5 protein-coding genes (1 of these 5 only partly in view) are annotated in these 13,014 nt (G+C 74.2%); all 5 read left to right on the top strand.

From position 1 onward, the window contains the following. Positions 1-199 precede the first annotated feature (199 nt). Positions 200-1,267, top strand: a complete 1,068-nt coding sequence (locus ACIRJT_RS04985) for a FecCD family ABC transporter permease (protein WP_403904648.1) — start codon at positions 200-202, stop codon at positions 1,265-1,267. Continuing rightward, the gene (locus ACIRJT_RS04980; RefSeq protein ID WP_403904645.1) at positions 1,264-2,415 is read left to right on the top strand and encodes a FecCD family ABC transporter permease; all 1,152 of its coding nucleotides are present in this window, start codon (positions 1,264-1,266) and stop codon (positions 2,413-2,415) included. The genes ACIRJT_RS04985 and ACIRJT_RS04980 overlap by 4 nt, the downstream gene beginning before the upstream one ends. A gap of 164 nt (positions 2,416-2,579) precedes the next feature. Next, positions 2,580-2,798: an MbtH family protein gene (locus ACIRJT_RS04975; protein WP_007458086.1), complete on the top strand. Its 219-nt coding sequence runs from the start codon at positions 2,580-2,582 to the stop codon at positions 2,796-2,798. Then, positions 2,795-4,822: a multicopper oxidase family protein gene (locus ACIRJT_RS04970; RefSeq protein ID WP_403904641.1), complete on the top strand. Its 2,028-nt coding sequence runs from the start codon at positions 2,795-2,797 to the stop codon at positions 4,820-4,822. The genes ACIRJT_RS04975 and ACIRJT_RS04970 overlap by 4 nt, the downstream gene beginning before the upstream one ends. A 233-nt stretch (positions 4,823-5,055) precedes the next feature. Next, positions 5,056-13,014, top strand: partial view of an amino acid adenylation domain-containing protein gene (locus ACIRJT_RS04965; RefSeq protein ID WP_403904638.1) — the beginning only. It continues 9,573 nt past the right edge of the window; 7,959 of the gene's 17,532 nt are visible here — the first part of the coding sequence; it begins with the start codon at positions 5,056-5,058; its stop codon lies beyond the right edge, outside the window.

Below are 13,014 nucleotides of genomic sequence, written 5' to 3'. Positions count from 1 at the left end.
TCCGTTTCGCTCGGACCAGTCAACCAGCTGGTGGGACAAACCGGTTGGTGGCATGCTGCGCCGCCGCGATGACAGCGGACGCGACGGAAGGCTGCATCATGCGGGTGGTTATGTTCGGCTCTGGGATCTGGGGGCCTCACGCGCCGCAGGCGTTACGCGAGAGCCCCCATCGGCCTCTCCGGACGGGCGGGACGCCGACGTGACCGCGCCGCCCACCGCTCTCGGCCGCCGGTCCGCCGCCCGGAAGCCGCAGCCGGAACCCACCGCCGTCCGGTCCGCCCTGCGCGGCGGCGGCCTCCTCGTCCTCACCGGACTGCTCCTGCTCCTTGTCGTGCTGAGCACCTGGATCGGCACCAAGGACACCACGCTCGGACAGGTGTGGACCGCCCTCTGGAACGACGACGGCACCTACGCCACCGACGTGATCCGCCAACTCCGCCTGCCGCGCACGCTCGTCGGCCTGATGACCGGCGCGGCGCTCGGTGTGGCAGGAGCGGTCATGCAGGCCGTCACCCGCAACCCCCTGGCCGACCCCGGTCTCCTCGGCGTCAACGCGGGGGCCTCGGCGGCGGTGGTGTTCGGCATCGGCGTCGTCGGCCTGGCCGGCTTCGGTTCGCTGGTGTGGTTCTCCTTCGTCGGCGCGGCGCTCACCACCGTGATCGTGTACGTGCTCGGCGCCTCGGGAAGAGCCGGGCCCACGCCCGTACGCCTCGCGCTGGCCGGGGCCGCCGTGAGCGCGAGCCTGAGCGGTGTCATCGCCGGGCTCACCGTCTTCGACTCCGCGACCTACGACTACCTGCGGTTCTGGATGGTCGGATCGCTCGCCGGCCGGGAACCCGAACTCGTCGTGCAGTTGCTGCCGTTCGTGGCCGTCGGCCTGGTGATCGCCCTGCTGCTGGCCCGCCCGCTGAACTCCCTTGCCCTCGGCGAGGAGCTGGGCCGGGCGCTCGGGGCCCGGATCGCCCGGACCCGGATCGCCGCGGTGATCGCCGTGACGCTGCTCTGCGGGGCCTCGACGGCCGCCGCCGGGCCGATCGGCTTCGTGGGCCTGGTCGTTCCGCTGGTCGCGCGCTGGCTGACCGGGCCCGATCTGCGCTGGGTGCTGCCGTACTCGATGGTGCTGGCGCCGGTGCTCCTGCTGGTCTCGGACATCATCGGCCGAGTGGCCCTGCCCGGCGACGAGTTGGAGGTCGGCGCCGTGACAGCGGTGATCGGCGCTCCGGTGTTCATCGCGATGGTCTGCCGGCGCAAGGAGGCTTCGCTGTGACGGCGACGGAGGTCCGTCCGGTGTCCGACGCGGGCGGCGGTGCGTCGGACACCGCTCGGCCGGTGCGGTGGTGGTCCGGACGGGTCAGCTTCCGGATGCACCGACGTACGGTCCTGGTGAGCGGCTGCGCCCTGCTGCTCGCGGCGCTCCTGCTGCTGGTCAGCCTGGGCGTCGGCTCCTACCCGGTGCCGGTGCCCGACGTGGCGCGCGCCCTGTTCTACGGGACGGGGGACCGGCTGGCCGTCCACTTCGTCAACCAGGAGCGCTTGCCCCAGGCCCTGCTGGCGATCCTGGTCGGCGCCGCGCTCGGCATGAGCGGCGCGATCTTCCAGAGCGTGTCGCGCAACGCGCTCGCCAGCCCCGACGTCATCGGCTTCAACAGCGGGGCGGCGACCGGCGCCATCCTGGTGATTGTGACGTTCGGGGGCGCCGCCGCCTCGGTGGCCGCCGGAGCGATCGTGGGAGGTCTGGTCACCGCACTGCTGGTCTCGGTCCTGGCGAGCAGGGGAGGGCTGCACGGCATCCGGCTGGTCCTGATCGGCCTCGGCGTGACCGCGATGCTCGGATCGGTCAACTCCTATCTGCTGACGCGATCCTCCCTCAACGACGCCCAGAACGCGCACATCTGGCTCGTGGGGACGCTCAACGGGCGGGGCTGGAGCTCCGTGCAGATCATGGCCGTCGCCCTGGTGCTCCTCCTGCCGCCGGTGCTGCTGTTCGGCAGGCGGCTGCGGATGATGGAGCTCGGCGACGATCTCGCCACCGGTCTGGGCGTCCGGGTGAACCGCTCGCGGCTCGCCCTGACGGTGCTGGGGATCGGGCTGTGCGGGGTGGCGGTGGCGAGCGCCGGGCCCATCCCGTTCATCGCCCTGGCCGCCCCGCAGATCGCCGCCATGGTCAGTCGCAGCCCGGGCGTCAGTCTGGCCTCGGCCGGGGCGGTGGGCGCCGGACTGCTCTCGGCCGCGCACCTTGCTTCCAGCCAGTTCTTCTCCGCCCTGGTGTGGGCCGACCGCCAGGTCGGATGGGTCCACGTCGTGGAGGAGTCCCAGCGCAACAACCTCCTGCCGGTGGGCGTCACCACCGCCGTACTGGGCGGTGCGTACCTGGGATGGGTGTTGTTCAAGCGGCGCGGCACCGGTACCGCGTGAGAGGGCGCCCTGGAGGTCTCGGCGTCCGGGGCAGTGATTTCAGGCCATCAAAACCGATGTGGACCGAGCGAGTTGAGGGATTCGGTGAGTCAACCGCAGAACAGGTGGGTAGGGTCGCTAGCGATCAAGTAAAGGTAGCCTTACCTAAGTAAATGGAGGATGCGGTGACCAATCCGTTCGAGGACGAGGACGGCGCCTACCTGGTGCTCGTCAACGACGAAGGGCAGCACTCCTTGTGGCCCGCGTTCGCCGAGGTGCCCGCCGGATGGACCGTGGCCCATCCGGAGGACACCCGCCAGGCATGCCTGGACTACGTCGAGCGGAACTGGACCGATCTGCGGCCGAAGAGCCTCATAGAGAGCATGGCGGCCGATCCCACATGAGAACTCCCCCCAAGCTGTCGGACCTGGTCGCCCGCCGGGGGTTCCTCGTCGGAGCCGGCGTGGTCGGCGCGGGGGCGGCCCTCGGCACCGGACTCGCCCTCCCCGGCGGATCCGGCCGTGCCGCGGCCGCCACCGCCCCGCCCCGGTCGGCCCTGATGACGGCGGCCCTCGGCACCCCGCTCGACGACCTGCCCGACGCCGTCCGCGAGGCCCGGGAGGCCGGGCCCCGGCTCACCGGGGCCGCCGCCGAGCACGCCGCCCGCGCGGTGGAGGCGGCGAAGACCCTCGTGCCCTTCCTGGACCCGCTGCCCGTGCCCCGGGTGATCAGCGGACGCAAGGGGGAGCTGACCGTCACGATGCGCTCGGCCCGCGTACGCCTCCACCGCAGCCTCCCGCACACCAGGCTGTGGACGTACGAGGGCACGCACGTCGGACCGACCATCGAGGCGAGACGCGGCAGCCGGCTCCGCGTCGCGTGGGAGAACGACCTCACCGGCGACTACCCGCTGCCGGCCGTCCGGGTCCCGTTCGCCTACGACCCCGAGCTGCCCCTCATGTGGGACCGGCCGGGTCGGGAGGGAGCCGCGGTGCGCGCGGACGTCGCCGCGCTGCCCCCGTGGGCCGTGGTGCACCTGCACGGGGCCGTCACGGGCGGCGGAAACGACGGCTGGGCGGAGAACGCCGTCCTGCCGGGCGCCGCCCAACTCGCCGAATATCCCAACGAGCAGCCCGCCGCCGCACTCTGGTACCACGACCACGCCATGCACATCACGCACCTCAACGTGATGACCGGCCTCGGCGCGGGCGCCTATCTCGTCCGGGACGACGAGGAGCGCCGGCTGCGACTGCCGGCCGGCGACCGGGAGATCCCGCTCGTCCTCTTCGACCGCAACCTCGACCTCGACGACGACGGGGCGTTCACCGGCGACCTCCTCTACAAGGGCATCGTTGTCGTCGACGACCCCTATGAACTGGTCCGCCCCTTCACCGGGCCGTTCAACCTGGTCAACGGGGTTATCTGGCCGCACCTGGAGGTGGAGGCGGGCTGGTACCGCTTCCGCGCCCTCAACGCCTCGAACAACCGCCCCTACCTCCTGAAGATCCTCGACGAGGAGGGCGGGGAACTCTCCGCCGACGCCTTCCGGCTGATCGGTACGGACAGCGGTCTGCTGCCGAAGCCCGACCCGGTCACCGGCGGCGTCCCGCTCACCCCCGGTGAACGCGCCGACCTCCTCGTGGACTTCTCCGCCCTGCGCGGCAGACGGCTCCGGCTCGTCAACGCCCTGCCCGAACCGGGGGCCCGCCCCGACCTGATGGAGTTCCGCGTCGCCTCGCGGGCCGGGCACGACACGTTCGTCCCGCCGAAGCGCCTCGCGACCTCCTTCACCCCGGTCGAGCCCCCGGCCTCCGCGCCCGAACGGCTCGTCATCGTCACTCCCGTCTACCCCAAGGACCCCGAACTCTGGGAGATGGAGGAGACCGAGGCTCCCGAGGGCAAGCTCCCCATCGACGGAATCGTCCAGATCCAGGACGAGCGCGGCGCGGTGCGCACCTTCCGGCGGGTCTCCGCGACCTTCGAGGATCCGGTGCGTTTCACCGTCGCCGCCGGAGCCACCGAACGCTGGAGATTCCTCAGCCTGGAGAAGTCCGCGGGCGCCTACCCGCACCCGATGCACCTCCACTCGGTCGCGTTCCAGGGGCTGAGCCGCGAGGTGTACGACGTCAGCTCCTTCACCTTCTTCGAGCTGGCGGGCGGCGGCTACGGAGCCGGCACCACCACCCCGATCCGCTGGCGCGAGAGCGCCCCGCTGACCGCGGCCGAGCGGGGACCCAAGGACGTCATCTCGCTCGCGCCCGCCCAACTCATCACCGTCGGAGCCACGTTCGACGGCCCGCCCGGCCGGTTCATGCACCACTGCCACGTCTACGAGCACGAGGACATGATGATGATGCGTCCCTTCGTCGTGCAGCCGAAAGCCGTCATGGACCTCGCCCCCCACCACGGCCACAGACCGCACGCCTGACCCGCGACCGACCCGGGCCCCAGCGGCGACCGCACCGGGGCACCTGCCCGCACCACCGGCCGCTCCCGGTGCGCGCCCGCGCCCGCCCCGCCCCTGACCCGCCCCGCGTCCGCCGCCCACCGTCACACCGTCGCGCCGACGGTCTCGTCCGCGTGCCCTCCGGCACGCCCAGCCCGCGAACCTGTCCACCTCACCGGGAGATCCGGCCGAGGTTTCCTGCCGGGAGAATGCGCATGAGCACCCACCGCGAACGCCTGCCGCTGACCGAGGCCCAGCTCGGTCTCTGGTCCGCGCAGCGAATCGACCCGGCGAACCCCGTGTATCTCACCGCGGAGTACGTCGAGTTGACGGGGCCGCTGGACGAGCGGGCGTTCACGGCTGCCGTGGCCCGGGCGGTCGACGAGGCCGACGGCCTCTCCGTGGGCTTCACCGCCGACGGCGACGAGGTCCACCAGGAGACCGGCGCGATCCCTCCGGCGGGCCCCGACGTCCTCGACCTCCGCACCGCCGACGACCCGGGCGCCGCCGCCCTGGCCTGGATGGAGGAAGAGCGCTCCGCCCCGGTCGACATCGAGCACGGCCCGCTCTACCGGCACGCGCTGCTGCGCACCGGCGACGAGCGGTGGCTGTGGTACCACCGCTGCCACCACATCCTGCTAGACGCCTACGGCTACGCCCGCCTCGCCGAACGCGTCGCCGAGCTCTACGGCCACGCGTGCGCGGGCACCGAACCCCCCGCGGCGACGTTCGGCTCGCTCCGCGACGCGGTCGAGGAGGACCGGCGCTACACGGACTCCGAACAGCACGCCGTCGACGCCCGGTTCTGGCAGGACCTGCTGGCCGACCGGCCGCACCCGCCGAGCCCGGCCCGCACCGCGCCCACCCGCGTCGCCCCCCGCTTCCTGCGCAGCCGCCGCACCCTCGGCGCCGACGACGCCGAACGGCTCGCCGCCTTCGCACAGCGGTCCCGCGCCACCTGGCCCGAGGCCGTGACCGCCGCGTGGGCGCTGTACCTGACCCGGCTCACCGGCACGCCCGAAGCCGTCATCGGTCTCCCCGTCAGCAACCGCACCGGCAGCGTCCTCGCCCGTACCCCCGTCACCGCCGTGAACGTCGTGCCGCTCAGGGTCACCGTCGACGAACGGGAGCCGGTCGGCGACCTGCTGCGCCGCGTCACCGCGACCCTGCGCCGCCAGCGCCGCCACCAGCGCTACCGGGGCGAGCGGCTCCGTCGCGACCTCCAGCTGTTCGGGCACGGCCGGCGGCTCGTCGGCCCCCAGCTGAACATCAAGCCGTTCGCCACGGACCTCGCCTTCGGCGACTGCGCGGGCGCGGTCCACTCGCTGGCCGCCGGAGCCGTCGAGGACCTCAACGTCACGGTGGGCGGACGGGGCGGCCCGGACGGCCTCACCGGCCTCGACCTCGTCCTGGACGGCAGCCCCGACCTGTACGGACCCGAGGAGCTGGACGCCCACCTCCACCGCTTCGCCACCCTCCTGGACCGGCTCTCCCGCGCGGAACCCGGCCTCCCCGGGGCCCGCGTCGGACTCCTGGGGGAGGCCGAACGCCTGCGGGTGCTGGAGGAGTTCAACGCTCCGGCCGACGAGGACGCCGAAGCCGGCCCGGCCCCCGGCCTCACCGAGGGCTTCACTGCCCAGGCCCGTCGCACCCCGCACGCGGTGGCCCTCCGCTGCGGCGACGGTCACCTCACCTACGCGGAGTTGGCGGACCGGGCCGGTCTGCTGGCTGCGGCCCTGAAGGCCCGGGGGGCGGGCCGGGGCAGCCTGATCGCCGTCGCCCTTCCCCGGGGCGAGGCGCTCCTGGTCGCCCTGCTGGCCGTGGCGTCGGCGGGAGCCGCGTACGTACCGCTGGACCCGCGCTACCCGGCCGACCGGCTGCGGCACATGCTGGCGGACAGCCGCCCCCTCCTCCTGGTCACCGACCGGGCCCACCCCTGGGGCGCCGGTCTGCCCCGGCTCACCGTCGCCCTGGACGGAACACTTCCCGACTCGGGTGCGGAGGCCGGCACGAAGGCCGTGACCGGGTCCGCCGGCGACATCGTCCCGCCGGAGAAGGCCCGCCCGGGAGACGCGGTGGACAGCCACCCGGGCGACCCGGCCTACGTCATCTACACCTCCGGATCCACCGGCCGCCCCAAGGGCGTCGTCGTGTCCCGCCTGGCCCTCGCCAACCTCCTGGCCGCCATGGGCCGGCTGCTCGACCTGTCCGGCGAGGACCGGCTGCTCGCGGTCACCACCGTCTCCTTCGACATCGCCGCCCTCGAACTCTTCGTTCCGCTCCTCGGCGGGGCCACCGTGGTGCTCGCTGCCGACGACGACGTGACCGATCCCTTCGCGCTCTCCGCGCTCATCCGGTCGAGCACACCCACCGTGATGCAGGCGACCCCCTCGCTCTGGCGCGTCCTCGCCGACGCCGCCCCGGATGCCCTGGGCGGCCTGCGAGCGCTCAGCGGGGGAGAGCCGCTCCCCGCCGACCTGGCGGGCCACCTGACCCGGCACGCAGACGGGCTCGTCAACCTCTACGGGCCGACCGAGACCACCATCTGGTCCACCGCCGCCGTCCTCGGCGACGGCGCACCGCCGCACGTCGGCCGGCCCGTGCGCCGCACCCGCGCCTACGTCCTGGACCGCACCCTCGCCCCCGCCCCCATCGGAGTGACCGGCGAACTGCACCTCGCGGGGGACGGGGTCGCCGACGGCTACCTCGGCCGCCCCGCCCTCACCGCGACGCGCTTCGTCGCCGACCCCTACGGGACGCCCGGCGACCGGATGTACCGGACCGGTGACCTGGCCCGATTCCGCGACGACGGCACCCTGGAGGTGCTCGGCCGCGCGGACCACCAGGTGAAGATCCGCGGCCACCGCGTGGAGCCCGGCGAGATCGAGGCCGCCCTGCTGGCGCACCCCTCGGTCGCGGGGGCCGCCGTCACCGCCGTTCCCACGCCGGGCGGAGACCTGACGCTCGCCGCGTACTGCGTTCTCGCGACCGCGCTCAAGGAGCCCGTGGCCGGGGCGGTGGGGGACGACCGTTGGGCCGGTCCGCTGCGCCGCGCGCTCGCCGAGCAGCTCCCCGAGCACCTGGTGCCCGGCCACTTCGTGGCGCTGGAGCGGCTGCCGCTGACCCCGAACGGCAAGACCGACCGGGCCGCGCTGCCCGCCGTCGGGCCTTCCGCCGGCTCCGGGGCCGGGCGCGCCCCGCGTGCCGGGGCCGAATCGCTGCTGTGCGACCTGTTCGCCCACGTGCTCGGCCGGAGCGGAGCCTCGCCCGACGACGACTTCTTCCTCCTCGGCGGACACTCGCTGTCCGCAGCCCGGCTGGTGACCGCGCTCCGCTCCCGGACCGGGTCCGAACTGCCCGTGCGCGCCCTGTTCGATCACCCGACCCCGGCCCGGCTGGCCGCCGTCCTGGAGGAGGCGGACCGGGCGGAGAACGCCGGAGTCCCCGTCCGGGCGGCCGGTGCCCCGCCGTTGGTCCGGCGGCCCCGGCCCGCGCGGCCGCCCCTCTCCTTCGGGCAGCGGCGGCTGTGGTTCCTCGCCCGCAGCCAGGGCGAGGACGGCTCGTACAACATTCCTCTCGCGCTCGACATAACGGGCCGTCTCGACCCGGCGGCGCTGCGTCGCGCGCTCCGCGACGTCGCGGAGCGCCACGAGATCCTGCGCACCGTGCTGCCCGTCCAGGACGGGGAGGCCTGGCAGCAGGTGCTGGACATCGCGGCGGCGGAACCCGGGCTGAGAGAAGTCGGTGTGAGGGAAGCGCGGTTGGCGGAACGTGTCACGACGGAGGCGGCCAGGCCGTTCGACGTCGAGCGCGAACCCCCTCTGCGCGCGTTCCTGTTCACCGTCGAACCGGATCCTGCCGAGCCGGGGGCAGCCGAGCCGGGGGCAGCCGAACCGGGGGGCGCCGAACCGGAGGTCGCCGAGCCGGGGACCGGCGGGCCGGTCCGGCAGACCCTGCTGCTCGTCCTGCACCACAGCGCCGCTGACGAATGGTCGCTGCCGCCCCTCCTCGACGATCTCGCCGTCGCCTACACCGCCCGTCTCGGCGACACCGACCCCAACCTTCCGCGCCTGCCCGTGGACCACGTCGACTTCACGCTCTGGCAGCGGGACCTCGTGACCGCGGGCGGAGACGAGGACGCGGACTACTGGCGCACCCGGTTGAGCGGAGCCCCCGAACAGCTGACCCTGCCGTGGGCCCGGCCGCGGCCCGCCCGGACCGGCGGCCCCGCCCGCATCCACGGCTTCGCCATCGACGCCGAACTGCACCAACGCGTCAGGGTGCTGGCCCGACGCACCCGCACCACGACCTTCATGGTGCTGCACGCCGCGTTCGCCGCCACCCTCTCCCGGCTCGGCTGCGGCGACGACCTCGTCATCGGCACGCCCGTCGCGGGACGCGACGACGAGGCACTCCGCGACAGCGTCGGCTTCCTCATCAACACCCTTCCGCTGCGCACCGGTCTGCGCGGCACGCCCAGCTTCCTGGACCTGCTGGAGCGGACCAGAAACGACGACCTCACCGCCCTCGCCCACCAGCGCCTCCCCCTGGAGCGCATCGTGGCCGAGGTCAACCCGCCCCGACTTCCGGGCGTGAGCCCGCTGTTCCAGGTGCTGTTCGCCGTACGTGAGGAGTTTCCCCCCCGGCCCGTGCTGCCCGGCCAGAGTGGCCCGCCCCGCCTCGTCACGACCGGGACCGCCAAGTTCGACCTCCAGTGCACCATCAGCGAGGACCCGGCGACCGGGGCGACCGGGCAGCTCGAATACCGCACCGACCTCTGGGACGCCGCCGCCGCCGACCGCTTCGCCCGGGCGTTCCTGCACGTCCTCGACCAGGTCACCGCCGACCCTGAACGCCCCGTCGTCACCATCGCCACCGCTCCCGGCGAAACGGTCGCGGCACCGGAGCCGCACCCCGTCCCGACCACCTCGCTCGCCGAGCTGTGCGCCGCCCAGGCCGCCCGCACGCCCGCCCGTACCGCCCTGGTCAGCGGGTCCGACGAGATCACCTACGCGGAACTCGACGCGCGGTCCGCCCGGCTGGCCCGGCTGCTGGCCGAACGCGGGGCGGGCCCCGGCGCCCTCGTCGGGGTCGGCCTGCCCCGGGGCGCCGACCTCCTCGTCACCCTGCTCGCCGTGGCCCGGACCGGGGCCGCCCATCTCCCCGTCGACCCCGGCTTCCCGGCCGAGCGGATCCGGATGCTGTTGGCCGACGCCGCACCGGAGCTTCTGGTCACCGACCGCACCACCGCCCGCACCCTCGACGCGGACCCGCGCACCGCCCTCCTCCTGGACGACCCCGCGACCGTGCGCGCCGCCGCCGGGGCCGCCCCGCTCGCGCCCCGGCCCGCCCACGGCGACACACCCGCCTACGTCATCCACACCTCGGGCTCCACCGGCCGCCCCAAGGGCGTGGTCGTCACCCGGGCCGCCGTCGTCAACTTCCTGCTCTGCCTGGTCGACACCCTGGGATTCGACGGTCGCGAACGACTCCTCGCGGTGACCACCGTCGGCTTCGACATCGCCGTCCTCGAACTGTTCCTGCCGCTGATCACCGGTGGCACGGTGATCCTCGCCGACCGGGAACAGGTCCGCGACCCCGCCCTCCTCGCCGGACTCATCGACACCGCCCGGCCCACCGTCATGCAAGCCACCCCCTCCCTGTGGCGGGCCCTCCTGGACACCGCACCCGACGCCGTGGGCGGGCTGCTCGCCCTCGTCGGGGGCGAGGCCCTCGCCCCCGACCTCGCGCGACGGCTCGTCGCCCGCGGTGCGGACCTCGTCAACCTGTACGGACCCACCGAGACCACCATCTGGTCCACCGCGGGCCGCCTCGACGCGACGGACGCCGAGGCCCCGCACATCGGGACGCCCCTGTGGAACACCCGCGCCCAGGTCCTCGGCCGGGGCCTGGTCCCGCTGCCCGCCGGAGTGACCGGCGAGCTCTACCTCGCCGGCGACGGACTGGCCCAGGGCTATCTGGGCCGCCCGGGACAGACCGCCGAACGCTTCACCGCCGACCCCTGCGGCCCGCCCGGCAGCCGCATGTACCGCACCGGCGACCTCGCCCGGCTGCGCGCCGACGGCGTCCTGGAGATCGTCGGCCGCGCCGACCACCAGGTGAAGATCCGCGGCCACCGAGTCGAACCGGGAGAGGTGGCCGCGGCACTCCGCGCCCACCCCGCCGTCGAGGACGCGGCCGTCGTCGCCCACCAGGACCCGTCGGGGTCGGGTCCCCGCCTGGTGGCCCACCTCACCGGGCTCACCGGTTCCCCCGAGGCCCGGACCGCCACCGCCGCCCGGGTCCGCGAGGAGCTGCGCGCCGTGCTCCCCGGCCACCTCGTCCCGGACCTCTGCCTGCCGCTCGACGCCCTCCCCCTCACACCGAACGGCAAGCTCGACCGCGCCGCCCTGCCCGCGCCCCGGCCCGCCGCCGCGCCCGTCGGACGCGCACCGGCCGGGCAGCGCGAGGAGCTGCTCGCCGCGCTCTTCGCCGACCTCCTCGGCCTCGAACAGGTCGGTGCGGAGGCCGACTTCTTCGCCCTCGGCGGCCACTCCCTGCTCGCCGCCCGACTCGCGGGCCGGGCCGCCGACGTCCTCGGCCGGCCGCTCTCCGTCCGGCAGGTCTTCGACACCCCGACCGTCGCCGCGCTCGCCGCCCGGCCAGCGACCTCGGACACCGTACTGCCCGCACTCGAACCCGTCGCCCGCGAGGGACCGTTGCCGCTGTCGCCCGCCCAGGCGCGCCTGTGGTTCCTGAGCCGCCTCCAGCCCGGCCCCGGCTACCACCTGCCCTTCGTCCTGACCCTCACCGGAGAGGTCGACCGCGACGCCCTGGCCGCCGCCGTCGGCGACCTGGCCGAACGGCACGCCGTGCTGCGCACCGTGTTCCCCGAGGCGGACGGGGCGCCGCTCCAGCGCATCCTGGACCGGGCCGCACCGGTCCGCTTCAGGACCGCGCAAAGCCCCGAGGCGGCGGAGGAGTTGCTCGACGCGCTCAGCGCCGAACCCTTCGACCTCGCCACCGAACCGCCCTTCCGCGCCACCGTCCTGACCGAACCGGACCGTACGAGGATCCTGCTGCTGGTCCACCACATCGCGGCCGACGAATGGTCCGTCGAACCGCTGCTCACCGATCTGTCCGCCGCCTACCGGGCCCGGCTCGCCGGAGGGCCTCCCGACCTGCCGCCGCTCGGCGTCGCTTACGCGGACTACGCCCACTGGCAGCTCACCCTCCTGGACGGCGGACACCTCAGGAACCAGGCCGACTTCTGGCGGCGGACGCTGCGCGGCGCACCCGCCGTCCTCGACCTGCCCGCCGACCGACCGCGGCCCGAAACACCCACCGGACGCGGCGGATTCGTCCCCTTCGCCGTCCCCCACGAGGTCGCCTCCGGTCTGCGCTCCCTGGCCGCCGGCGCCGGAGTGACCCCGTTCATGGTGACCCAGGCCGCACTGTGCGTTCTGCTCGCCGGACTCGGGGCCGGGGACGACATCCCCCTCGGCGTCCCGACCGCCGGCCGGGGCGAGCGGTGCACGGAAGAGCTGATCGGCTTCTTCGTCAACACGCTCGTCCTGCGCACCGACCTGTCGGGCGACCCGGCCTTCCGCGAACTCCTCGGCCGGGTCCGGGCGGTGGACCTCGACGCCTTCGACCACGCCGAACTGCCCTTCGAACGGGTGGTGGAGGAGCTCAACCCCGAACGCGGCTCGGCCAACCCGCTGTTCCAGGTGATGCTGACGTACCAGAACCGCACCGCGACCCCGTTCACCGCACCCGGCCTCGACGCCACGTTCACCCTGCGGGAGACGGACACCGCGAAGTTCGACCTCGTCGTCGGGTTCACCGACCACCTCGCCGACGGCTCCATCGACGGGGCGATCAACTACAGCGCCGACCTCTTCGACGCCACCACCGTCCGGGCGCTCGCCGACCGGCTGGTGGCCGTCCTGGCCCGCGTGGTCGCCCGCCCCGACACCCCCATCGGCTCCGTCGGCCTTCTCACCGCGGGGGAGGAGGACACCCTCCTGCGCCGGTGGAACCCGACCGGCGACCACCGCGGCACCCCCTCGGTCCTCGACCGGTTCGCCCGCGCCGCCGCCGACCACCCCGACGCCCCCGCCCTCACCGACCGGGGCAACACCGTCACGTACGCCGAACTCGACGCCCGCACG

Origin of the sequence: Streptomyces sp. NPDC102283, assembly GCF_044766265.1 — a bacterium.
In the GTDB taxonomy this organism is placed as follows: domain Bacteria; phylum Actinomycetota; class Actinomycetes; order Streptomycetales; family Streptomycetaceae; genus Streptomyces.
This window is presented reverse-complemented; position numbering and strand designations above follow the sequence as displayed.

Excerpts from the sequence above, each read along its gene's own strand:
- ACIRJT_RS04970 (WP_403904641.1), top strand. The coding sequence starts at position 2,795 with ATGAGAACTCCCCCCAAGCTGTCGGACCTGGTCGCCCGCCGGGGGTTC.